Source organism: Rhizobium sp. UBA1881, assembly GCF_002338015.1.
In the GTDB taxonomy this organism is placed as follows: Bacteria; Pseudomonadota; Alphaproteobacteria; order Rhizobiales; family Rhizobiaceae; genus Rhizobium.
Genome location: NZ_DDHH01000103.1, coordinates 15,387 through 38,433 on the forward strand (window position 1 = coordinate 15,387; position 23,047 = coordinate 38,433).

Genomic DNA, 23,047 nt, shown 5'->3' on the forward strand with positions numbered 1-23,047 from the left:
GGCGAAGATGACGTTGGCCATGGGAACGCCGCTCGCCAGGCTCTTCTTCGAGCCGCAGAAGGTGATGGTGATCTGGTCGGCTTCGTTGAAGCCCATCAGGCGGCTGCCGAAGGTGGTGGCGCAGAGGACCAGCGCCAGCAGAACCATGTCGGCGACGATGACGACGGCGATGTCCGAGAGCGAGAAGGTGTGCCACAGACCCTCGACGACGGCGGTCGAGAAGGCGAGGTAGACGACCATCAGGATCGAGCCGCGATCAACAGGCATCAGGATCTTCTTCTTGGCGCGGATCCAGTCGCCGATCCAGGGCTGCAGCACCTGGCCGACGATGAAGGGCAGCAGCAGCTGCGTGAAGATCTGCAGCAGCGCATCCCACGAGAAGCCGCCATGGCCGCCGACCGAGAAGAGCAGGCCGACGAGAAGCGGGGTCAGGAACATGCCGAAGATGTTCGACGCCGAGGCCGAGCAGATCGCGGCCGGCACGTTGCCGCCGGCCATCGAGGTGAAGGCGATCGACGACTGTACCGTGGACGGAAGCACGCAGAGGAAGAGAATGCCGAGATAGAGCGAATGCGGCAGGATCGAATCCGGGATGAAGCCGAGACCCATGCCGAGCAGCGGGAAGACGCCGAAGGTGGTGAGCAGGATGACCAGATGCAGCCGCCAGTGCAGCAGGCCCGCGATCACCACGTCGCGAGACAGGCGGGCGCCATGCAGGAAGAAGAGGAGCGCGATGGCGATGGTTGTCGCCGTGCCGAAATAGCCGGCAAACGCGCCGCTTGCCGGCAGGATCGATGCAAGGATGACCGTGCAGACCAGAAGGATCGTGAAAGTGTCGGGCAGGAAACGGCGCATGGGCTTAGTCTCGGCTTGTTCGGCATTGTAGCCGGCTTTTGATGGATCAATCCTGTTTCTTCCATTATGATACGCGATGCAAGAAATAACAGTTATCGCGAAGCGGGATAATCATGCTTGATCTTACGCAATTGCGCAGCTTCGTCGCCGTCGAGCAGATGGGGAGCTTCACGCTGGCCGCCGAGCGGCTGGGGCTTGGGCAATCGACCGTCAGCCAGCATATCCAGCGGCTGGAGACGTCGGTCGGGCGGCGGCTGCTCGCGCGCGATACCCACAAGGTGGTGCTGACGACGGATGGCGAGGCGCTGCTGTCGCATGCGCGCGCGATGCTCTCGATCGAGGGGCAGGTGCAATCGCTGTTCGGCGGGCGCAGCCTGCGCGGCAAGCTGCGGCTCGGGGTGTCGGAGGATTTCGTCACCAGCCAGCTGCCCGGCGTGCTCGAGGATTTCGTACGTTCGCACCCGTCCGTCGATCTGGAGCTGACGGTGGCGCTCTCGGGTGTGCTTTATGAAATGCAGGACAATGGCGAGATCGATCTGGTGCTGGCCAAGCGGCGGCTGGGTGACGCGCGCGGGCGGCTCGTCTATCGCGAGCCGCTGGTGTGGCTGGCGCGTGATCCCGACCATATCATGAGTGCCTCGCCTTTACCGCTGATCGCCTTTCCGCCGCCGAGTGTTACGCGGGCGATTTCGCTGGAGGCGCTGGGGCGGCACCAGATTTCCTGGCGGATCGTCTGCACCTGCGGGAGCCTCAGCGGGCTGACGGCGGCTGCGCGCGCCGGGATGGGTGTGCTCGTGCAGCCGCGCAGCATGGCGCCATCGGGGCTGAAGGTGATCGGCAAGGGCAAGCTGCCCGTGCTCGAGGATGTCGAGTTCGTGCTGGTGCCACGCAAGGGGGCGGACCAGGCGCTGGTGTCGGCGCTGTCGGACGATATTCTCTCCAAGGTCCGGAGCCTCAGGTCGAGCTGAGATCGTCCGGCCGGCCGGGTTGGCACGATATGTGGTTAATCGATTGCCCGGCATTTTAAGTATCCTTCAACCCTGTCGCTTAGGCTTCTGGTTACCTTGGACCCCTTAGTTTAGCCCTCGCTCAAGGTCGACGTTCGGGGCTACAGGGAGAACGGACGATGGTATATGGAGCGCTCTTCGTCTCCGGGCTGGTCGCCTGCGTGATGCTCATCGTCGTGGCCGGCCACGATAGCAAGACAACGGATAACGGGGCGCCGCCCTCCGCCGTGATGCTGCATCAGAACTAGACGTTCACGAGAATCAACTCGACGATCTCGATCGTGGTGATCCCGCCCTCGGGCGCGGATCACCACCGCCTATTGATGCATTATCGCCATGGCTTTCGCGGTGTTGCCTTCACCGGCTGCGATTTTCCAGAGGTAGCCGTTGCCACCAGTGACCGTAGTCGGCCCGTTGTGGACATATATCATTGTCGGGATATAGGACTGCTTCGGGCTCCCATTTCGCTCGTTTGGCCTGCGTATGAATTTCCCAGAACCTGCCAGTCGCCCAAATCATAGGATGTCCAGCTCCGCGGGGATCATGCATCAGGCGACCATATTCGCAGCCGGGCTAAGTCGCTCTCACGGCAGAAGCATTTGGGGAGCTTCGGAGAAGTTGGCTAACTTTCATACGGCATATGTTTGAAGAAGCGTGTTGCGACAGTAAGTCTCGGGTCTTTCAGCTTACCGATCTCTTTGCTCACCTGGCGCACGAATTCATGCGTCGTCTCGTAGCAATCGTACGCCTCGTTAGCCGTTGGCAGGTAGCCTTCATGCATCACGCGACTGCGCAGACCGTAAGCTGTTTGATACCATTTACCGACATGGGTAATCGTCGAGGTATGATCCCAATTCCCTTTCACGAATTTCGACCCGAGATATCGGTTTAGGAATTGGGGAATTCCTCGTTGCATCTCTGCTTTCAGGTCGGCGATAGGCTCTCCCACGAGAGCCATAAGTTCCGCCGTGATACGGACAAGGAATGTTTCCGCCCATATAGCCGAGCAGACGACACAATCGGCATATTCGCCACTCCCATAGGCACGTATCGCCTTCTGCTGCCAGCGCCCGGCATGGGTGACTGACTTCACTGGCTCAGTGTTCTTGATCGTCTCGTACTCGTCGTCGAAGCCCATGAGGGCATTAAGAATCGGGGCAATTTGGGGAGTGAAGGTCGGGACATGCGTGCGGTCGTGCTGTAGCGAAATCCGATCCACTATGCCTTTGATGACGTTGACGTGCGCGACCTCGAAGTTTGACTGCCTCTGGATTTCTCCGAGGCCGATCGGGATTGCTTTACCCGTGGCAAACTCCAGATTTCTGATAACCTCGTCTGCATAATTCAGTGCCGCGGTGACGTGATCATTGCAGTCGGTTTCCGCAGTCCAAAGTAGGGTGAGGCACGTGTCCCTGTAATCGGGGAACATGACGTTCTCCCCAATGACATCCTGTCGGCGAACCGTGTGGAAAATCGCAAACAGGTAGCCGTAGTCCATATTTCTGCACACATGGAAATGGGTCATGCCTTCGGGGAATGACACGTATTTGTCACCGAGGTAGAGATTGAAAAAGAAAACATCGTTCTTCTCGTGGAAGGCTTCGTCACCAGAGAGATCGACAAGCATCGACAGCAGATATTCGGTGTTGGGCTGTGAGTACGCTCCAGCGTCTAATATCGGCATTTGCGTTCACCTTCTACGATTCGGCGGGCGCTCGCAGCTTGGATCGGAGAGGAACGCTCGTAAAGAGGCTTCCCAGATAGTAAATCTCAGAGAAGCGACAGGCAGCTTTCAGCGCCCCTTCGGTCATTTGTCGAAGCCAAACCAACGTCCGCTATCAGCGCAAAGCTGCCGCGCGCTGGCTTGATGGCGTCTGAGACCGAACTCCGTGATTTTCGGCCGGCACACAAAATGTCGCAGCGAAATCCACGGTCATCCGGATCAAAGTTTGATCTATGTCAAAGCTGCCGCGCGGGGGGCGACATAGCTTCCGGGGATGCGCCAGAAAACATTCATATCACGAAATTTTCGCCGGTTTGTCGCACCTCTTGCGCTGCTTCCTCTCAGCGGTTGCAATATGGTGGTGATGAACCCAACGGGGGATATCGCTCTTCAGGAGCGTAACCTCATCCTCGTCGCGCTCGGCATGATGCTTCTCGTCGTCATTCCGGTGTTGACCCTGATCGTGGTCTTCGCGTTCCGATACCGCAAGGGTCGAGCGCCCGAGAAATACGATCCGAACTTCACCCATTCTGCACCGATCGAAGTGGTGGTCTGGTCGATCCCGCTCCTGATCATCGCGTGTCTCGGCGTGGTCACCTGGATCACCACCCACAGCCTCGATCCCTTCCGCCCCCTCGATCGCATTTCCGCCGACAAGCCGCTGGCCAAGGACCACAAGCCTCTCGATATCCAGGTCGTCGCCATGGATTGGAAGTGGCTCTTCATCTATCCCGAACAAGGCATCGCGACCGTCAACGAATTGGCCCTCCCGGTCGATGTCCCCGTACGTTTCTCCATCACCTCGACCAACCAGTTCAACACCTTCTCGGCGCCCACGCTGGCGGGCATGATCTATGCGATGCCGGGCATGAAATCGATGCTGCACGCCGTGCTCAACGAGCCGGGCGACAGCTGGGGCTACTCGGGCAACTATACCGGCGCCGGCTATTCCGACATGCGGTTCAAGCTGCACGGTGTCGATCAGGCAGGGTTCGACCAATGGGCCGCGGGGATAAAGGCCGCGGGCGAGACGCTGTCGACCGACCGTTACGTCGAACTGGACAAGCCGAGTGAGAAAGTGCCCGTCATGCACTTCTCCACCGTCGCCTCCGGCCTCTTCGACCGTGTCCTCAACCGCTGCGTGGTCGCCGGCACCGAATGCGCCGCCGACATCATGAAGAAGGATCGCGCGCTTGATCGCGACAATGGCGGCATGTTCGCGCCGCAGCCCATGGATCACTCAGCCATGCAGTCAAGCGAGGGGCAGATGAGTCAGGGCATGTCATCCATGAGCCACACCTCGACATCCGGCGACGTCACCGCCGCCGTTCCGGCCGCTCACGACCACACCAACACCGGCACCAACAATGGCGCGCTCGCCGCGCCTGAACAGCAGGGTTCCAATGCAAGACCATAGCTTCACCACGACAGTCTTCGGGCGGCTAACGCTCGAATCGCTGCCGATCCACGAGCCGATCCTTGTCGGCACTTTCATCGCGGTCGCCGCGCTCGGTCTGATCATCGTCGCAGCACTCACCTATTTCCGGCTCTGGGGCTATCTCTGGAAGGAGTGGTTCACCTCCGTCGATCACAAGAAGATCGGCATCATGTACATCGTGCTTGCGATCATCATGCTGCTGCGCGGCTTCTCTGATGCCGTGATGATGCGCCTGCAACAGGCGATTGCGTTTGGTGGCAACGAGGGCTTCCTGCACTCGAGCCACTACGACCAGATCTTCACCGCCCACGGGACGATCATGATCTTCTTCGTGGCGATCCCCCTGGTCGTCGGCATCGTCAACTTCGTCATGCCGCTGCAGATCGGCGCGCGCGACGTCGCCTTCCCCTACTTGAACAACCTCAGCTTCTGGCTGACGGTTGCAGGTTCGGTGCTGGTGATGATCTCGCTGTTCGTCGGCGAATTCGCACGCACCGGCTGGCTGTCCTACGCGCCGCTGGCGGAAAAGGCCTTCAGTCCTGATACCGGGGTCGACTACTATCTATGGTCGCTCGAAATCGCCGGCATCGGCACCACGCTCTCGGCCGTCAACATGGTCGCAACCGTCATCAAGATGCGCGCGCCCGGCATGAGCCTGATGAAGATGCCCGTCTTCACCTGGACCGCGCTCTGCAGCAACGTTCTCGCCATCGCCATCTTCCCGGCGCTGACGGCAGCCTTCTTCTTGCTGCTGCTCGACCGCTATCTCGACACCGCCTTCTTCATCAATGATCTCGGCGGCAACGCGATGCTCTACTGGAACATGGTGTGGATGTGGGGTCACCCCGAGGTCTACGTCCTGATCCTGCCGGCCTTCGGCATCTATTCGGAAATCACCTCGACCTTCACCGGCAAGCGCCTGTTCGGCTACGGCTCGATGGTCTACGCCACTGTGGTCATCACCATTCTCTCCTACCTCGTCTGGCTGCACCACTATTTCACCATGGGATCGGGTGCGAGCGTCAACGCCTTCTTCGGGATCGCCACGATGGTGATCGCCATTCCGACCGGGGCCAAGGTGTTCAACTGGCTGTTCACGATGTTCCGCGGCGAAATCCGCTTCGAACTGCCGATGATGTGGGTCGTCGCCTTCATGCTGACCTTCGTGGTCGGTGGCATGACGGGTGTTCTGCTCGCCGTACCGGCTGCCGACTTCGTGCTGCACAACTCGCTGTTCCTGGTGGCGCACTTCCACAACACCATCATCGGCGGCGTCGTCTTCGGCCTCTTCGCCGGTATGACCTACTGGTTCCCGAAGGCCTTCGGCTTCAAGATGGACGAGTTCTGGGGCAAGGTTGCCTTCTGGGGCTGGGTCATCGGCTACTGGGTCGCCTGGACACCGATCTACATCGTCGGCCTGATGGGCACCACTCGCCGCGTCAACCACTTCGACGATCCGACGCTGCAGCCTTACTTCGTCATCGCGCTGATCGGCGCCGTGATCATCCTCATCGGTGTGCTCGGCTTCGTCATGGCGATCGTCATGGGCATCGTGAAGCGCAACAAGCTGCGTGATGTCACCGGCGACCCTTGGGATGGCCGTACGCTGGAATGGTCGACGACTTCGCCTCCGCCTGCCTACAACTTCGCGATCACGCCCGTCGTCTACGAACTCGACGCCTGGCACGACATGAAGGAGCATGGCTACAAGCACCCGACCGAAGGCTTCCGCCCTGTCCACATGCCGCGCAACACAGCCACCGGCGTCGTGGTTGCGGCACTCGCCACGGCACTGGGCTTCGGCATGATCTGGTACATGTGGTGGCTGGCCGCCATCAGCTTCGCCGGCATCCTCGTCGTCTCGATCGTCCACACCTTCAACTACAGCCGCGATCACTACATCCCGGCCGATGCGATCGCGCTTACCGAAGGCAAGCGTGCGCAGCAGCCGGCAGCGAGGGCCTGACATGACCATCCAACTCGTCAACAAGGACGCCCAGCGCGTCTATCACCTGCCCGAAGCCGAGGAGCATTATCACAGTGGCGGCGCCACGATGCTCGGCTTCTGGATCTACCTGATGAGCGATGCACTCATTTTCGCCTCGCTGTTCGCCGTCTATGGAACGCTCAGCCGCAATTATGCGGGTGGGCCTCCGCCCCAGCACCTGTTCGAGCTGCCGCTGGTGGCGCTGAACACCGGCTTCCTGCTCGCATCGTCGATCGTGCTTTCGATCGGCATGCAGGCGATGGCTGCAGGTCGCACCGCACAGATGTGGCGGCTGCTTGCCGTCACCGGCCTGCTCGGCGCGGCGTTCCTCTGCGTGGAACTCTACGAGTTCTCTTCGCTCATCGCCGAGGGTGCGACGCCGCAGCGCAGCGCCTTCCTGTCGGCCTTCTTCACGCTGGTTGGGACCCACGGCCTGCACGTCTTGTTCGGCCTGATCTGGCTGGTCACGCTTCTCGTGCAGATCGCCCAGCGCGGACTGAATGAGGACAACAAGCGTCGTCTGATGTGCCTGTCGATGTTCTGGCACTTCCTCGACATCATCTGGATCGGCGTCTTCACCGTCGTCTACCTGTTTGGAGCACTCCGTTGAGCACACATCATCACACCGAACCCGCTCACGGCAGCAAGGGCAGCATCTGGACCGGCTCGATCCTGTCGATCATTCTGACGGTCATTCCGTTCTGGCGGGTCATGTCCGGGGCGCTGGAAAATGCCACGGCGACCACCGTGATCATCTTCGCGCTGGCCATCGCGCAGATCGTCGTCCACGTCGTCTGCTTCCTGCATGTCGACAGCCGCGCGGAAAACGGCTGGACGCTGATCGCCTTCATCTTCACGGCCATCATCGTGGTCATCACGATCGTCGGCACCGTCTGGGTCATGTACAACATGAACGTGAACATGATGCCGATGAGCACGGGCGAAATGAGCAACATGTAAGTGAGGAGTGCGCGCCGCATGGCTGGGTGCGGCGCCATGAGCATGGGCCCGGTGATTTCGATCACCGGGCCCATCGTCGTTTGGGATCAGGATGCGAGGCAGCTCAGGAAGCCGTCGACGTCCTTTTCTTCGGTGGCGAAGCTGGTGACGAGGCGGATCAGGATCTCATCAGTGCCGACGAGATCAGGCGTGGCTGAGGGGATCGGCCATTCGTAGAATTTCGCGCCCTTGTCTTCGGCAGTCTTTCCGGCGCTCTTCTTTATAATGGCGAAAACTTCGTTTGAAGTCGTTGACCAGGCAAGGCGGGCCGAGTTGCTGGCGCCGATGCCTGCGCGCAGGCGGTCAGCCATGCCGTTGGCGTGGCCAGCGAGATCGAGCCAGAGACCGTTGTCCAGATAGGCGTCGAACTGGGCGGCAATGAAGCGCGACTTGGAGAAGAGCTGTGCGGCGCGCTTGCGGATGAAGGGCATCTCCTTCGCCTTTTCAGGATCGAAGACGACGATCGCCTCGGCGCACCAGCAGCCGTTCTTGGTGCCGCCGAAGGAGAGGATGTCGACGCCGCGCTTCCAGGTCATCTCGGCAGGGCTTGCACCGAGCGCCACCAGCGCATTGGCGAAGCGGGCGCCATCCATGTGGAGCGGCAGCTTGCGCTCCTTGCAGATCGCGGAGATGGCGTCGATCTCGTCGAGCGAGTAGACGGTGCCGATCTCGGTCGCCTGCGTGATGGTGACCGCCGTCGCGCGGCCATGATGCACGGCGTTTTCAGGGAAGCCAGCGATCGCCTTGGCGAGCTTCGCCGGATCGATCTTACCCAATTCGCCATCGACGGGGGACAGGCGCGCCTGGCTGAAGAAATCGGGGGCGCCGCATTCGTCGGCGATCACATGGGCTTCGGCGTGGCAGAAAGTGATGCCGCCGGGGCGCTGGACGCTTGCGAGCGACAACGAGTTGGCGGCCGTGCCCGTCGCCACGAAGAACACGGAAACCTCGCGCTCGAAGATCTCGGCGAAGCGGGCCTCGACGCGGCGGTCGAGATCGCTGGTGCCGTATGCGGCGGCGAAACCGGCGGATTCCTGCAGCAGGCGCTCGGCGATGGAACGGTGGGCGCCAGCCCAGTTGTCGGAAGCGAAAATCATGAGAAAAACCTGGAAGATATGAAGGTGGGGGCTGTTTCGCAGCGGAGCTTAATCCAAAGCTTCACTGGATCAAGCAATCGAGGCGGGACCCATCACAAAAATTGAATTCCGCAATCAACATACAATATAGAACGAAACGGCGTAATTTTATGTCGCGCTGCCGATCAATTTGGCAATCTTCCGTCGCTAATTGACGTTTTTTTAATCCATGGCCCTTGCGGAGCTGTCACGTTTCTGGCATAGAACCGATGAATTAGGACAGGGTTGCTGTCCTATTTTGGCCGCTAAGGCCGAAGAGGCGCCAAAAGACCTTACACTCGTTGGGTTTCACGCTATAGTTTCCCGAGCGCGGACGAGTTTCCTCGCGTGGGACGCATGGCAGGCGCGGAGCGCAACGGCTGCTTTGTCGGGAAAGGCTTTGCCTTCCAGGGGAAAGCCTGCCGCCGGCGACCGGATCTTCGATAATGCAACAGCGCTGTCATGCGCCGAACCTAAGATCAGGGTCGGTGTGCGACGAAGAGCCGCCCGCACAGTAGCGGGCTCTGACAGGAGGCAAAACGATGACGAAGAACACGCCATCCACGGGTATTGACCAGTTCGCAGCAGCAGACATGCGCGCGGTGGCCAATACGCGCAAACCTGCCACCGGTCTGCCGGCCAAACAGGGGCTTTACGACCCACGCAACGAACATGACGCCTGCGGCGTCGGCTTCGTCGCGCATATGAAGGGCCAGAAGTCGCACCAGATCGTCAAGGACGGTCTCTTCATTCTCGAAAACCTGACACACCGCGGTGCTGTCGGCGCCGATCCGCTGATGGGTGACGGTGCTGGTATTCTCGTGCAGATTCCCGATCGCTTCTTCCGCGAGGAAATGGCCAAGCAGGGCATCACCTTGCCGAAGGCCGGCGAATATGGCGTCGGCCATATCTTCATGCCGCGCGACGAAAAGCAGATCGCGCATTTCAAGAAGGTGATGCAGGACGTCATCTCCGAAGAGGGCCAGGTTCTCATCGGCTTCCGCGACGTGCCCGTCGACAACTCGTCGCTGTCGAAGGCGCCGGATATTGCCGCGACCGAACCGCATCACTGTCAGATCTTCATCGGGGCCGGCGATAGCGCCGCGACCACCGATGAATTCGAACGCCGCCTGTTCACGCTGCGCAAGGTGATCTCGAACCGCATCTATGACGAGTTCGACGGCGAGGAGAGCCACTTCTATCCGGTGTCGCTGTCGTCCTCGACGATCGTCTACAAGGGCATGTTCCTGGCCTATCAGGTCGGCGCCTATTATAAGGACCTGTCGGACCCGCGTTTTGAGTCTGCTGTCGCGCTCGTGCACCAGCGTTTCTCGACCAACACCTTCCCGTCCTGGAAGCTGGCGCACCCTTACCGCATGGTCGCCCACAACGGCGAAATCAACACGCTGCGCTCCAACGTCAACTGGATGGCGGCGCGCCAGGCATCGGTGTCTTCGCCACTGTTCGGCGAGGATATCTCCAAGCTCTGGCCGATCTCCTATGAAGGTCAGTCGGACACGGCCTGTTTCGACAACGCGCTCGAGTTCCTCGTGCGCGGCGGCTACTCCATGGCGCATGCCGTGATGATGCTGATCCCGGAAGCCTGGGCCGGCAACCAGTCGATGTCGAAGGAGCGCAAGGCGTTCTACGAATACCATGCCGCCCTGATGGAGCCGTGGGACGGTCCGGCCGCCGTCTGCTTTACCGATGGCAAGCAGATCGGCGCGACGCTCGACCGTAACGGCCTGCGTCCTGCCCGTTACCTCGTCACCGACGACGATCGGATCATCCTTGCTTCCGAAGCGGGCACGCTGCCGGTGCCGGAAGAAAGCATCGTCAAGAAGTGGCGCCTGCAGCCGGGCAAGATGCTGCTGATCGACATGGAGAAGGGCAAGATCGTCTCCGATGAGGAGCTGAAGACCGAGCTTGCGACCAAGCATCCCTATCGCAGCTGGCTCGATCGCACGCAGCTCATCCTCGAAGACCTGAAGCCGGTGGAGCCGCGCGCGCTGCGCCGCGACGTCTCGCTGCTCAACCGCCAGCAGGCCTTCGGCTACACCACCGAAGACACCAAGATTCTGATGTCGCCGATGGCGACGACGGGCCAGGAAGCCGTGGGCTCGATGGGCACCGATACGCCGATCTCGGCCATGTCGGAAAAGTCGAAGCTGCTCTACACCTATTTCAAGCAGAACTTCGCGCAGGTCACCAACCCGCCGATCGATCCGATCCGCGAAGAGCTGGTCATGAGCCTGGTGTCTTTCATCGGCCCGCGTCCGAACATTCTCGACCACGAGGGTGCGGCCAACGCCAAGCGCCTGGAAGTGCGTCAGCCGATCCTTACCAATGGCGATCTCGAAAAGATCCGCTCGATCGGCCACACGGAAGACCGTTTCGACACCAAGACGCTCGACTTCACCTATGACGTGGAGCGTGGCGCCGAAGGTATGCCCGAAATGCTCGACCGTCTCTGCGAGCGCGCGGAAGCGGCCGTCAAGGGCGGCTACAACATCATCGTGCTTTCCGACCGCCAGATCGGGCCGGATCGCATCGCGATCCCGGCGCTGCTTGCGACGGCCGCCGTGCACCATCACCTGATCCGCAAGGGTCTCAGAACCTCCGTCGGTCTCGTCGTCGAAACCGGCGAGCCGCGCGAAGTGCACCACTTCTGTCTTCTCGCCGGCTACGGCGCGGAAGCGATCAACCCGTACCTGGCCTTCGACACGCTGCTCGACATGCATGCCAAGGGCGAGTTCCCGAAGGAAGTGGACGCGTCCGAAGTCGTCTACCGCTACATCAAGGCGGTCGGCAAGGGCATCCTCAAGGTCATGTCGAAGATGGGCATCTCGACCTATCAGTCCTATTGCGGCGGCCAGATCTTCGACGCGATCGGCCTGCAGCAGGAACTGGTCGACAAGTATTTCTTCGGCACCGCGACGATGATCGAAGGCGTCGATCTGAAGGCGATCTCGGAAGAGACCGTTGCCCGCCACACGTCGGCCTTCGGCAAGGATCCGCTGCTCGCGACCACGCTCGATATCGGCGGCGAGTATGCCTACCGCATGCGCGGCGAAAGCCATGCCTGGACGCCGGATGCGGTGGCCACGCTGCAGCACGCCGTTCGCGGCAACTCGGAGGACCGCTACCGCGAGTTCGCCGAGATGGTGAACACGTCGGCGCTGCGCATGAACACCATTCGCGGCCTGTTCAAGATCAAGACCGCCGAGCAGATCGGGCGCAAGCCGGTCGCGCTCGACGACGTCGAGCCTGCAGTCGAGATCGTCAAGCGCTTCTCGACCGGCGCCATGTCCTTCGGCTCTATCAGCCGCGAGGCGCATACGACCCTGGCGATCGCAATGAACAAGATCGGTGGCAAGTCCAACACCGGCGAGGGCGGCGAAGAGAGCGACCGCTACTTCCCGTTGCCGGATGGTTCGGCGAATCCGGAACGCTCGGCGATCAAGCAGATCGCATCGGGACGCTTCGGTGTGACGACGGAATATCTCGTCAACGCCGACATGCTGCAGATCAAGGTCGCGCAGGGCGCCAAGCCCGGCGAAGGCGGCCAGCTGCCGGGCCACAAGGTCGATGCGACGGTTGCCAAGACCCGCCACTCGACGCCGGGTGTCGGCCTGATCTCGCCGCCGCCGCACCATGACATCTACTCGATCGAAGATCTGGCGCAGCTGATCTACGACCTGAAGAACGTCAACCCGACGTCCGATGTCTCGGTCAAGCTCGTCTCGGAAGTCGGCGTCGGTACGGTTGCCGCCGGTGTCGCCAAGGCGCGCGCCGACCACATTACGGTCTCCGGCTTCGACGGCGGTACCGGCGCATCGCCGCTGACCTCGCTGAAGCATGCGGGTTCTCCGTGGGAAATCGGCCTTGCCGAAACCCAGCAGACGCTGGTGCTGAACGGCCTTCGTTCGCGCATCGCGCTGCAGGTCGACGGTGGCCTGAAGACCGGCCGCGACGTCATCATCGGTGCGCTTCTTGGTGCCGACGAATTCGGCTTCGCGACCGCTCCCGTTATCGCCGCCGGCTGCATCATGATGCGCAAGTGCCATCTGAACACCTGCCCTGTCGGCGTTGCCACCCAGGATCCGGTCCTGCGCAAGCGCTTCAAGGGCACGCCGGAACACGTCATCAACTACTTCTTCTTCGTCGCCAACGAAGTGCGTGAAATCCTGGCCTCCCTCGGCTTCACCAAGTTCGATGACATCATCGGCGCTTCGGAGCTGCTCGAGAAGGACGAGATGCTGGCGCACTGGAAGTCCAAGGGTCTCGACTTCAGCCGCATCTTCCACAAGGTCGAGGCGCCGAAGGAAGCAACCTACTGGACGACCCGCCAGAAGCACCCGATCGACGACATTCTCGATCGCAAGATGATCGCGGAGGCCGAGCCTGCGCTCGCGTCAAAGACGCCTGTCAGCTTCGAAGTCGGCATCAAGAACGTCGACCGTTCTGCCGGCGCGATGCTGTCTGGCGAAGTCGCCAAGCGCTACAACCACCGTGGCCTGAAGGAAGACACGATCAACGTGACGCTTCGCGGCACGGCCGGACAGTCGTTCGGCGCGTTCCTGGCGCGCGGCGTAACCTTCAAGCTGATCGGCGACGGCAACGACTATGTCGGCAAGGGCCTTTCTGGCGGCAAGATCATCGTGCGTCCGCCGGAGAACTCGAAGATCGTCGCCGAAGACTCGATCATCGTCGGCAACACCGTGCTCTACGGCGCGACCGAGGGTGAGTGCTACTTCCGCGGCGTCGCGGGCGAGCGCTTCGCGGTGCGCAACTCCGGTGCCATCGCCATCGTCGAAGGCGTGGGCGACCACGGCTGCGAGTACATGACGGGTGGCGTGGTGGTCGTGCTCGGCGAGACGGGCCGCAACTTCGCGGCCGGCATGTCGGGTGGCGTCGCCTACGTTCTCGACGAGAGCGGCGATTTCGCCAAGCGCTGCAACATGGCGATGGTCGAGCTCGAGCCGGTTCCTGAGGAAGACGACCTGATGGAGAAGCTGCATCACCATGGTGGCGATCTCGCGCACAAGGGCCGCGTCGACGTTTCCGGCGACATGACCCGCCACGATGAGGAACGCCTCTACCAGTTGATCTCCAACCACCTGCACTACACGGAATCCACCCGTGCCAAGCAGATTCTGGACAACTGGGCGGAGTATCGTCCGAAGTTCCGCAAGGTCATGCCGGTCGAATACCGCCGCGCGCTCGAGGAAATGGAGCGCAGCCGGATGGGGATCGCTGCGGAATAACAACACCGACATATCCGCCACGTGCCAATTATGCGTGGCGGATACCGAAATATCTCGATGACCCATGGTGACTGCGCCGACAGCAATCCTGTCACAGTCTCATGGATGGTTCTCAAGGGGATATGTTCTAATGACGGTTCAGCAATTTGCCCCGGTTAACGGGACTGAAAACAGACAACTGGCTGCGGTGAGGCGGTCATGAGTGTAAGGGAAGACAGCAGCATGGGTAAGGTAACAGGGTTTCTGGAAATCGACCGGCAGGTGGCGAAGTATCAGCCGGCGTCGGACCGTATCCGGCATTTCCGCGAATTCACGATCCCGATGTCGGACCCGGAAGTGCAGAAACAGGCCGCGCGCTGCATGGACTGTGGCATTCCCTATTGCCATGGCCCGACCGGCTGTCCCGTGCACAACCAGATCCCCGACTGGAACGATCTGGTCTACAACAACAACTGGGAAGCAGCGATCCAGAACCTGCATTCGACCAACAACTTCCCTGAGTTCACCGGCCGCGTCTGCCCCGCTCCCTGCGAGGAAGCGTGCACGCTGAACCTCGAGGATGCGCCGGTTGCGATCAAGACCGTCGAGCAGGCGATTGCCGACAAGGCCTATGAACTCGGCTTCATCCGGCCGCAGCCGGCTGCCGTTCGCACCGGCAAGAAGGTCGCGATCATCGGTTCGGGTCCTGCCGGCATGGCGGCCGCCCAGCAGCTCGGCCGCGCCGGTCACGAGGTGCATGTCTATGAGCGCGAATCCAAGCCCGGCGGCCTGCTGCGCTACGGCATTCCCGACTTCAAGATGGAGAAGAACTTCATCGATCGTCGCGTCGAGCAGATCTCGGGCGAGGGCGTGACGTTCCATTGCGGCGTCAATGTCGGCGTCGATCTGAAGGTCGAGCAGCTGATCGCCGATCACGACGCGGTTCTCTACTGCGGCGGTTCGGAAACGCCGCGTGAAGCCGGCATTCCGGGCTTCGATCTCGCCGGCGTTCACGATGCGATGCCGTATCTGGTGCAGCAGAACAAGCGCGTCGGCCGCGAAAACATCGACAGCGTCGGCTGGGCATCGGACCCGATCCTTGCAGGCGCCAAGCATGTCGTCGTCGTTGGCGGCGGTGACACCGCATCGGACTGCGTCGGGACGGCGTTCCGCCAGGGGGCCGTGAAGGTCACCCAGCTCGACATCCGTCCGCAGCCGCCGGAGAAGGAAGACAAGCTCGCGGTCTGGCCGTTCTGGGCCACCAAGATGCGCACCTCCTCCAGCCAGGCCGAAGGCGCTGTGCGCGAGTTCCAGGTCGCGACGCTCGAATTCATCGGCGAAGACGGCGTCCTGACCGGCGTCAAGTGCTGCGAAGTCGACGAGCGCCGCAAGCCGATCGCCGGCACGGAGTTCATCATCAAGGCAGACCTCGCCTTCATCGCCATCGGCTTCTCCGGCCCGTTCACCACGAGCGTGCTCAAGGAACTCGACGGCAAGCTGACGCTCAACACCGACCGCCGCGGCTCGACCAACGTTGTCGCCAACGACCGCGACTACAAGACCTCGGTCGACAAGTTCTGGACGGCGGGCGACGTCCGCCGCGGCCAGTCGCTGGTCGTCTGGGCGATCCGCGAGGGACGCCAGGCGGCGCGCGCCATCGACGAGGCGCTGATGGGCTCGACGGTTCTGCCGCGCTAAGCTGCGGGGACGTTCGGATTGATTTCGGCTCGGGGCTGCGTGATGCGGCCCCGAGCTTTTTTGTGCCGCATGCAGCGCCTACCGAGAAAGTCTATCTGGCGGCGGGCGCGTCAGTTCGGCGAGTATGGACGGACTGTTTGTTGTACGGGGGTCAATGAATATGTCTGTTCGATCTGTCATCAGCATTGTCGCGGCCTTCTTGTGCGTCGTGGCATCGCCGGCTTGGGCTTGGGAGCGCGCCGGCTATGTCAATTATCCGGCGACGGCGAAGTGCCTGAGCGAAAACATGTGCCTGCTGGTCAGTTGCCCGGCCGTGGGCGCGCCGAGCTTCGAGATGGTGATCTACGAGCACGGCAAGGCGACAGGTGAGCCGTTCGACATCATCATCGATGGCCGTACATTCACCTTCAATCTGCCAGAGCGCGGCGCCCACGATCTCTATCGCTGGCCGCTTGCCGATGATTTCGCCGATGCCCTTCAGAAGGGGAGCCGAGCGACGCTGGCTTTCGATCCGGTCGGCCTGCCCTATGCGTTTTCGCTGCGCGGAAGCGGGGCTGCCGTGCGGCGGGTGCTTTCCGGCTGCGGATCGTCGACCGCGCCTGTGGTCGCTGCGGCGGCAGCGGGCGGGCGTCTCTCCGGCCTGAGCCCCGAGACGGATTGCCAGGTGGCCACGACGACGGGCGAGGTGGTGGACCTGACGATGAAGGCCTCCGGGCAGGCGATAGAAGGCTTCCAGTTCAAGGACAAGCGCGGCACCGGCTACATCAATGTCGATCCGCCGGGGAATGCCAAGGTCATCCAGGCGAAGCTGAGGACGATCATCGTTCCGGGTGCGAAGCTGAAGATCGAGGTGCATGGATGCGGAGCGGCCGCCAGCGTGGAGGTGTTGTCGGCGGTCGAGGTGATCGAGTAGGGCTCTGACTGGACATCTCCGTTCCGCCGGCGCGATGGGATTGCGGCATGGTCAACCGCGATGCGGCGATCTATGGTGCGCGGGCCATCGCTTCGCATGGCTATGCGGCAAGGAACAACACCGGATGCCATCCACCGAACTGCTGATCACCTTCTTCGTCACGACGGCGCTCTTTGCCTATATTCCCGGGCCGGCCATGCTTTACGCTGCCGCCCAGACGCTGGCGCGGGGACGGCGGGCGGGGTTCATGGCGACGCTCGGGATCCATGTCGGCTGCTATGTGCATGTGATCGCGTCTGCCGCCGGCCTGTCGATCATCTTTCATGCGGTGCCGGTGCTCTATATGGCGGTCAAGCTCGCCGGTGCTGCCTATCTGGTCTGGCTCGGCATCTCGCTTTTTCGCAGCAAATCTCAAGGGGAAGCGACGCTCGCTGTCGTCGATCCGAAATCCGGCCGGCGGGCCTTTGTCGAGAGCATCTCGATCGAGGTGCTGAACCCGAAGACGGCGATCTTCTTCCTGGCCTTCCTGCCGCAATTCATCGATCCCGCCGCCAGCTTTCCGGTCTGGCTGCAATTCGTGCTGCTGGGCACGATCGTCAATTTCATCTTTTCGTCGGCCGATATCGTCTGCGTGATGCTGGCAGGCGCCGTCGTCTCGAGGCTGAAGCGCTCGGGATCGGCGCAGCGGCTGGTGCAGCGCGCGGGCGGGGGAATTCTGATCGGCCTCGGGGCGCATCTGGCGCTGCAGCGGAGTTAGTTGCTGCAATTGGTCGGCTCGGGACTGCCTGGCGCGGCCCCGAGTTGCAAGATCGCTTCTCCGTCGTGGGAAGGGCTTAGAGGCCCGCCTCGGCCATCCAGAGCTCCGCATCGGCACCGCCTGGAATACGCAGCGGCGCCGATGGATCGGTGGCAGCCCGCCACACGGCCTCGGCCACGTCGGCGGCATGGGTCACTGGGCCGGTATCGTCCTGCACGCTCTTGATGAACTGCTGGAGCATCGGCGCATAGTCGGCATCGTCGAGGCCACGGAAGTGGGGGCGTGCGTTTTCGCCGAAGCGGGTGGTTGGCGAGCGGCCGGGCAGAACGATATGCACCCGCACGCCGAACGGCTCCATCTCGACCGCAAGCGACTCCGTCAGCGCGTTCACGGCGGCCTTGCTGGCGCGGTAGACGCCGATGACCGGCAGTGTCTTCACCGTCACCGTCGACGTGACGTTGATGACGACGCCCGCGCGGCGCTGGCGCATCTGCGGCACGACGGCCTGGACCATCGCCAAGGTGCCGATCGTGTTTGTCTCGAACAAGGATCGCACGGTCTCCGGCGCGGTGAGCTCGATGGGGGAAGGAGCTCCGAAGCCGGCGTTGTTGACGAGTACGTCGATATGACCGGCTGCCGCCACGGCCTCGGCGATACTTGTCGGGTCGGTGACGTCGAGCGCCAGAACGCGCAGGCGTTCGGATACCGGCAACAGGTCGGGGTCGGGCTTGCGCATCGTCGCGATCACATCCCAGCCGCGGTCGAGAAAGAGTTTCGCGGTCTCCAGGCCAAAGCCGGACGAGCAACCGGTGATCAATATCGTGGGCATCTGCGTCTCCAATCGAAAAGGAATGATTGCAGGGTAGTGACCGCATGCGAGACTTGATATAGTTTGCAGTCTCCATTTCTTTAGCGATAGTCCTGATCGTGGCCGTTGATCCTCTTGCCGAAATCGTCACGCTGCTGCAGCCCGCAGCACGTTTCTCGAAGCTGGTCGAATGCGCCGGCCTATGGCGGATTGAACGCGAGGCTACGGGCGAGCCCTTCTACTGCGCGGTCATCGAGGGGCGTTGCCGCGTGACATTCGGGGAGGAGCCGCCGTTCATTCTTGAGGCCGGCGACTTCGTTCTGGTGCCGGCCATGCGTGATCTCGTCAATGAGAGCATCGACGCGCCGCGCGGCTTGCCCGCCGTCGTGCCGATACAGATGAGCGACGGTCGCTTCCGTGTGGGTCGTCTCGATGGGCCAGCGGATCTGCGCATGCGCATCGGGCATTGCAGCTTCGGTTCACCGGATGCGGCGCTTCTGGTTTCGCTGCTGCCCGATGTCGTTGTCGTTCGCGGCGAACCGCGTCTGGCGACGCTGATGCAATTGGTCGGCGAGGAGACACGCGAACGGCGGCCGGGGCGGGAGCTGGTGCTTGAGCGGCTGCTTGAGGTGCTGCTGATCGAGGCGCTTCGATCCGGCACGCAGCCGACAGGCGCGCCTGGGCTCAGCCGGGGTCTGGCGGACGAACGGCTGGCGGCCGCACTTCACGCGCTGCATGAACGGCCCGCCCATCCCTGGACGGTGGCGGACCTTGCGACCGAAGCATCGCTCTCCCGATCGGCCTTCTTCGCGCGTTTCAGCCGTGTCGTCGGCCTGCCGCCGATGGAGTATCTGCTGGCCTGGCGCATGGCGCTCGCCAAGCAGCTGTTGCGCGGCCGCGAACTCGCGATGGATGAGGTGGCGGAGCGCGTGGGTTATGGTTCGGCGAGCGCGTTCAGCGTCGCCTTCTCGCGATATGCGGGCGTGCCGCCGGCTCGGTATGCCCGCATTCAGCCTCTGCTTGAGAGGTGATCGACCAGCACGCGCAGTTTTTGCGGCTGACGATGGCGGCGGGGATAGTAGATGTAGAAGCCGTCGAAGGGCGGGCAGTAGGTCTCGAGAAGCGGCATGAGTTCACCGCGTGCGATATAGGGCGCGAAGGTCTCGATCATGCCGAAGGTGATGCCGGCGCCTGAAGAGGCCATGCGCAGCATCATGCCCATGTCGTTGGTCGTCATGTCGGGATCGACGGCGACGTCGAAATCACGGCCATTCTCGGTGAATTCCCAGCGGTAGGGGGCGGTGTCGGGTCGAGGGCGCCAGCCGATGCAGACGTGATCGACGAGATCGCGGGGGTGTTGCGGCGCACCGCGTCGGGCGATGTAATCGGGTGATGCGACGGCGCATTGGCGCTGGGCTGACGAGACCGATACGGCCACCATGTCCTGCTCGATCACCTCGCCCAGCCTGATCCCCGCATCGAAGCCGGCCTCGACGATATCGAACTCGCCGTCGGTGATGGTGATATCCAGGCGCAGTTCCGGATATTTCGCCATGAAGCCTGCCAGCAGCGGGCCGGAGATGACGCGTTCGGCGATCGACGACACGGCGATGCGCAGCAGGCCCGATGGCCGCGCGCGGACCTCGCGTACGGCTTCGATCGCCTCGGTCACCCGGTCGGCGGGCTCCTTCACCAGGGATTGGAACAGTTCTCCGGCTTCGGTCAGCCGCACGCTGCGCGTGGTGCGCTGGACGAGCGTGACGCCCAGCCGGTCTTCCAGCCGCTGCAGCGCCTGGCTGACGGCGGAGCGGGTCACGCCCAGCCGCTCGGCGGCGACGCGGAAGTTGCGCGCTTCCGCGACGGCAAGGAAAACGGAGATGCCTTCGAACTGGTCGCTCATTGGTTAGAATAACTAACCAAGCTATCTCGGATTGGCAACTCGTTTGATGCCAATGTCGTCCCTATCTCTCATCCCATGGCAAGACGGAAGAGCCGTCGCCTGCAATCGCATCGGTCCTGCGAGGCCGGAAGAGGAGAGAGATGATGAGCGATCACCCCTATGTCGGGATGTGGATCACCGATGACGGCCGGGTTCGGCACGCGCTTCTGGAGAACGGCCGATACGACGAGGCGCGCGGCAACCGCGAGAGCGCCTATCAGGGGCGCTACGAGGTCCGTGGCGCGCATATCGATTACTGGGACGACACCGGCTTTACCGCCGACGGCGATTTCGTCGACCGCGACACGCTGCACCATGGCGGCATGATCCTGCGCCGGCGCTAAGGCCCAACGAAAGAGTGGGCGAAAAGCCCGGAAGGAGACGACATGACTGAGACTTCCCCCATCTGGTTCATCACCGGCGCTTCCTCGGGCCTCGGCCTCGCCTTGGCCGAAGCCGTTCTGGCGCGCGGCTGGCGGGCGGCTGTGACCGCGCGCAAGCCCGGCGCGCTCGACGATCTGGTCGCCCGCTACGGCGATCATGTGCTGCCGCTTGCGCTGGATGTGCGCTCCAAGGCGTCGGTCGACGAAGCAGTCGCTGCGGCAGAGAGGCATTTCGGCGGCATCGACGTGCTGGTCAACAATGCCGGCTATGGCTATCTCGCCGCGATCGAGGAAGGTGATGATCAGGAGATCCGCGACCAGTTCGAGACCAATGTGTTCGGCCTGATCGCGATGACCAAGCGGGTGCTCCCCGGCATGCGCGCGCGACGTCGCGGGCATGTGTTCAACACGTCGTCGCTCGGTGGCCTCGTGGCGTTCGCGGCGACCGGCTATTATCACGCCACGAAGTTCGCGGTGGAGGGCTTGTCGGAATCGCTCTCTCATGAGGTCGCGCCGCTCGGGATCAAGGTCACCATTCTGGAGCCGGGGGCGTTTCGCACCAATTGGGCCGGGAGTTCGATGATCGAATCGGCGACCGTCATCGACGATTACGCCGAGACGGCGGGCAAGCGAAGGGCCGCGACCCGTGCTGTATCCGGCAACCAGCCGGGCGATCCGGCGCGTGCTGCCGCCGCCGTGATTGCCGCCTACGAGGCGGAGGAGCCGCCGCTGCGGCTGCTGCTGGGCGCGCCGGCGCTGAAGATCGCCCGCGAGCGGCTGGATGCGCTGCGGTCGAATTTCGATGCCTGGGCGGATCTGACGCTGAGTGCGGATTTTCCGAGCTGAGCCAGTTGAGTTGGGAAAAGAGAGAAGCGGGCGCGCGAGCGCCCGCTTCTACTTGACAGAGACCTCGGCGGTCGATTTGGCGGCGGGGCGGCTGTAGTCGTCGACGCGGCCGGCCGGCGGCTTGGCCATCTCGCCATCCTGCACCAGCTTGTCGCGCGGCGACTTCGTGGCGCTGACGGGAATGGCGGCGCCGCCAAGAAGCGCCGTGCCGCCGTCGAGGTTGGGGTCGGAGAGCGCGATCGGGTCGGTATGGTCGGCCGGGTTCGACGAGAGGCCGATCGCCGGCGCGCTGCTATTGTCGAGGCGCACGAGATCGGGGCTTGCCTGGGTGCCGAGGATGCGGCGGGCCGGCTTTTCGACGTAGAAGGCGACCTTGCGGCGGCCAGCATCGGTCATGTTGATGCCGTCTGAGGTGCGCAGGCGCACCTGCTGGCCGTTGATGTTGGAGCCGGTGACGATGAAATCACCGCTCTCGCTGACGAAGCCGTCCCAGATATCGACGAACTCGCCGCCGATCGATTCCACCTGCTTGCGATAGACCTGGTTCATCTGCGCCGCATCCGCCATCATCGAGGGCGAATCGAAGGCCGGCAGGCCGACCCAGAGCAGCGGGATCTTCCTCGCCGTCACCGCCTTGCCGAAGGCCAGAACGCGGCGCTGGTATTCGGTGTACCAGCCATCGGTGCGGAACTTTTCCTTGCCGACATCGGTCACCATCTGCTGGCGGTCGTTGGCGCCGAGCATGACGACGACCATGGCGGGCTTGGCCTCGTCCATGAATTTCGTCAGTTGCGTCGGCCAGTCGTAATAATCGTCGCGCACGAGACCGGAGGCGACGTTGCTGTGGGTCTCGATGAGGATGCCCGGCGAATCCTGGAAGGCCGCGTCCATGCCGACGCCGAGACCGCCGGCCAGGAAGTCGCCGACAACGAGAATCTTCTGGGCGTTGTCGAGCTTCTCGACGACCTTCTCTTCCGGCGCGATCACGGGTGCGGCGCGTGGCGTGGAGACTGCGGCCTTGGGCGGCGCCTTCTTCTTTCGCTGGGGGGCGGCGCGCGGCTGCGTGTATTGGCCGGGCGCCTGCGGGGCCTCGTCGATGTAACGGCGGCCCAAGAAGAAATCCATGAGCGAGCGGCGCTGATAATAGCGCTGTTCCTGGGCTTCGGCCGACACGGGCGGCAGAACAGAGGTTGAAAAGACCAGCACCGCTGCGCCCAACGCGCCCCAGCGGAGCATGCCGCGAACGCCACTCTTGGCTGTTGTCTGATCTACTCGTTTACGCATATCGGCCGCCCTGCATCGACGCTTATTTTCTCATGGAGCGGGACGGGCG

Annotated in this window: 18 protein-coding genes and 1 pseudogene; 13 read left to right on the forward strand and 6 right to left on the reverse strand. The window is 62.4% G+C overall.

The annotated features are described in order from the left end of the window. A partial coding sequence (locus B3605_RS12610; protein WP_296434299.1) for a bile acid:sodium symporter family protein occupies positions 1 to 855 on the reverse strand: 855 nt, incomplete at its 3' end. Positions 856 to 968: 113 nt separating this feature from the next. Between B3605_RS12610 and B3605_RS12615 the strand changes: the two genes are divergently transcribed. Further along, positions 969 to 1,823: a LysR family transcriptional regulator gene (locus tag B3605_RS12615; RefSeq protein WP_018899770.1), complete on the forward strand. Its 855-nt coding sequence runs from the start codon at positions 969 to 971 to the stop codon at positions 1,821 to 1,823. 158 nt (positions 1,824 to 1,981) lie between these two features. Further along, positions 1,982 to 2,110 carry a hypothetical protein gene (locus tag B3605_RS12620; protein ID WP_018899769.1) on the forward strand — a complete coding sequence of 43 codons (129 nt, stop codon included), beginning with the start codon at positions 1,982 to 1,984 and terminating at the stop codon, positions 2,108 to 2,110. Positions 2,111 to 2,484: 374 nt separating this feature from the next. Here the strand turns inward: B3605_RS12620 and B3605_RS12625 are convergent, their stop codons facing one another. Next, the gene (locus B3605_RS12625; protein ID WP_296434302.1) at positions 2,485 to 3,546 is read right to left on the reverse strand and encodes a hypothetical protein; all 1,062 of its coding nucleotides are present in this window, start codon (positions 3,544 to 3,546) and stop codon (positions 2,485 to 2,487) included. Positions 3,547 to 3,859: 313 nt separating this feature from the next. On the opposite strand from B3605_RS12625, the gene cyoA reads away from it, so the two are divergent. The 4 genes from cyoA to cyoD are packed head-to-tail and all read left to right on the forward strand — an operon-like array spanning position 3,860 to position 7,970. Continuing rightward, complete coding sequence (cyoA, locus tag B3605_RS12630; RefSeq protein WP_296434305.1) at positions 3,860 to 5,002, forward strand: ubiquinol oxidase subunit II; 1,143 nt, start codon at positions 3,860 to 3,862, stop codon at positions 5,000 to 5,002. Further along, positions 4,989 to 6,989 (forward strand): cytochrome o ubiquinol oxidase subunit I, encoded by a 2,001-nt coding sequence (gene cyoB / locus B3605_RS12635; RefSeq protein ID WP_112945260.1) that lies wholly within the window; start codon positions 4,989 to 4,991, stop codon positions 6,987 to 6,989. The genes cyoA and cyoB overlap by 14 nt, the downstream gene beginning before the upstream one ends. Position 6,990: 1 nt before the next feature. Beyond that, entirely contained in the window at positions 6,991 to 7,620 is a 630-nt protein-coding gene (gene cyoC, locus B3605_RS12640) for a cytochrome o ubiquinol oxidase subunit III (protein ID WP_112945259.1), read from the forward strand. Further along, on the forward strand, positions 7,617 to 7,970 hold the full coding sequence (gene cyoD, locus B3605_RS12645) for a cytochrome o ubiquinol oxidase subunit IV (RefSeq protein WP_296434307.1): 354 nt from the start codon (positions 7,617 to 7,619) through the stop codon (positions 7,968 to 7,970). The genes cyoC and cyoD overlap by 4 nt, the downstream gene beginning before the upstream one ends. A gap of 86 nt (positions 7,971 to 8,056) precedes the next feature. Here the strand turns inward: cyoD and B3605_RS12650 are convergent, their stop codons facing one another. Then, complete coding sequence (locus B3605_RS12650) at positions 8,057 to 9,106, reverse strand: threonine aldolase family protein (protein ID WP_112945257.1); 1,050 nt, start codon at positions 9,104 to 9,106, stop codon at positions 8,057 to 8,059. Positions 9,107 to 9,666: 560 nt separating this feature from the next. On the opposite strand from B3605_RS12650, the gene gltB reads away from it, so the two are divergent. From gltB to B3605_RS12670, 4 genes are all read left to right on the forward strand, one after another. Continuing rightward, entirely contained in the window at positions 9,667 to 14,391 is a 4,725-nt protein-coding gene (gene gltB, locus B3605_RS12655) for a glutamate synthase large subunit (RefSeq protein WP_112945256.1), read from the forward strand. A gap of 222 nt (positions 14,392 to 14,613) precedes the next feature. Further along, positions 14,614 to 16,068, forward strand: a complete 1,455-nt coding sequence (locus B3605_RS12660) for a glutamate synthase subunit beta (RefSeq protein ID WP_037182865.1) — start codon at positions 14,614 to 14,616, stop codon at positions 16,066 to 16,068. 160 nt (positions 16,069 to 16,228) lie between these two features. Then, positions 16,229 to 16,981, forward strand: coding sequence for a hypothetical protein (locus tag B3605_RS12665; RefSeq protein WP_162725202.1), 753 nt, complete (start codon positions 16,229 to 16,231; stop codon positions 16,979 to 16,981). Between the two features lie 124 nt (positions 16,982 to 17,105). Continuing rightward, positions 17,106 to 17,738 (forward strand): LysE family translocator, encoded by a 633-nt coding sequence (locus B3605_RS12670; protein WP_112945254.1) that lies wholly within the window; start codon positions 17,106 to 17,108, stop codon positions 17,736 to 17,738. A gap of 76 nt (positions 17,739 to 17,814) precedes the next feature. On the opposite strand, the gene B3605_RS12675 is transcribed toward B3605_RS12670, so the two are convergent. Then, on the reverse strand, positions 17,815 to 18,567 hold the full coding sequence (locus B3605_RS12675; protein WP_112945253.1) for an SDR family oxidoreductase: 753 nt from the start codon (positions 18,565 to 18,567) through the stop codon (positions 17,815 to 17,817). Between the two features lie 98 nt (positions 18,568 to 18,665). On the opposite strand from B3605_RS12675, the gene B3605_RS12680 reads away from it, so the two are divergent. After that, on the forward strand, positions 18,666 to 19,577 hold the full coding sequence (locus tag B3605_RS12680) for an AraC family transcriptional regulator (RefSeq protein ID WP_112945252.1): 912 nt from the start codon (positions 18,666 to 18,668) through the stop codon (positions 19,575 to 19,577). Here B3605_RS12680 and B3605_RS12685 read toward each other — a convergent pair. Next, positions 19,556 to 20,446: a LysR family transcriptional regulator gene (locus tag B3605_RS12685; protein WP_112945251.1), complete on the reverse strand. Its 891-nt coding sequence runs from the start codon at positions 20,444 to 20,446 to the stop codon at positions 19,556 to 19,558. The two genes, B3605_RS12680 and B3605_RS12685, sit on opposite strands and share 22 nt — an antisense overlap. 143 nt (positions 20,447 to 20,589) lie before the next feature. On the opposite strand from B3605_RS12685, the pseudogene B3605_RS12690 reads away from it, so the two are divergent. After that, positions 20,590 to 20,829, forward strand: a pseudogene (locus tag B3605_RS12690) (Atu4866 domain-containing protein); the annotation flags it as partial. Between the two features lie 42 nt (positions 20,830 to 20,871). Beyond that, on the forward strand, positions 20,872 to 21,714 hold the full coding sequence (locus tag B3605_RS12695) for an oxidoreductase (RefSeq protein WP_112945249.1): 843 nt from the start codon (positions 20,872 to 20,874) through the stop codon (positions 21,712 to 21,714). A gap of 48 nt (positions 21,715 to 21,762) precedes the next feature. Here B3605_RS12695 and B3605_RS12700 read toward each other — a convergent pair whose 3' ends face one another. Further along, positions 21,763 to 22,998, reverse strand: a complete 1,236-nt coding sequence (locus tag B3605_RS12700; RefSeq protein WP_183795162.1) for an SGNH family hydrolase — start codon at positions 22,996 to 22,998, stop codon at positions 21,763 to 21,765. Positions 22,999 to 23,047 lie beyond the last annotated feature (49 nt).

Excerpts from the sequence above, each read along its gene's own strand:
- B3605_RS12615 (WP_018899770.1), top strand. The coding sequence starts at position 969 with ATGCTTGATCTTACGCAATTGCGCAGCTTCGTCGCCGTCGAGCAGATG.
- B3605_RS12620 (WP_018899769.1), top strand. The coding sequence starts at position 1,982 with ATGGTATATGGAGCGCTCTTCGTCTCCGGGCTGGTCGCCTGCGTGATG.
- B3605_RS12625 (WP_296434302.1), bottom strand. The coding sequence starts at position 3,546 with ATGCCGATATTAGACGCTGGAGCGTACTCACAGCCCAACACCGAATAT.
- cyoA (WP_296434305.1), top strand. The coding sequence starts at position 3,860 with ATGCGCCAGAAAACATTCATATCACGAAATTTTCGCCGGTTTGTCGCA.
- cyoB (WP_112945260.1), top strand. The coding sequence starts at position 4,989 with ATGCAAGACCATAGCTTCACCACGACAGTCTTCGGGCGGCTAACGCTC.
- cyoC (WP_112945259.1), top strand. The coding sequence starts at position 6,991 with ATGACCATCCAACTCGTCAACAAGGACGCCCAGCGCGTCTATCACCTG.
- B3605_RS12650 (WP_112945257.1), bottom strand. The coding sequence starts at position 9,106 with ATGATTTTCGCTTCCGACAACTGGGCTGGCGCCCACCGTTCCATCGCC.
- gltB (WP_112945256.1), top strand. The coding sequence starts at position 9,667 with ATGACGAAGAACACGCCATCCACGGGTATTGACCAGTTCGCAGCAGCA.
- B3605_RS12660 (WP_037182865.1), top strand. The coding sequence starts at position 14,614 with ATGGGTAAGGTAACAGGGTTTCTGGAAATCGACCGGCAGGTGGCGAAG.
- B3605_RS12665 (WP_162725202.1), top strand. The coding sequence starts at position 16,229 with ATGTCTGTTCGATCTGTCATCAGCATTGTCGCGGCCTTCTTGTGCGTC.
- B3605_RS12670 (WP_112945254.1), top strand. The coding sequence starts at position 17,106 with ATGCCATCCACCGAACTGCTGATCACCTTCTTCGTCACGACGGCGCTC.
- B3605_RS12675 (WP_112945253.1), bottom strand. The coding sequence starts at position 18,567 with ATGCCCACGATATTGATCACCGGTTGCTCGTCCGGCTTTGGCCTGGAG.
- B3605_RS12685 (WP_112945251.1), bottom strand. The coding sequence starts at position 20,446 with ATGAGCGACCAGTTCGAAGGCATCTCCGTTTTCCTTGCCGTCGCGGAA.
- B3605_RS12695 (WP_112945249.1), top strand. The coding sequence starts at position 20,872 with ATGACTGAGACTTCCCCCATCTGGTTCATCACCGGCGCTTCCTCGGGC.
- B3605_RS12700 (WP_183795162.1), bottom strand. The coding sequence starts at position 22,998 with ATGCGTAAACGAGTAGATCAGACAACAGCCAAGAGTGGCGTTCGCGGC.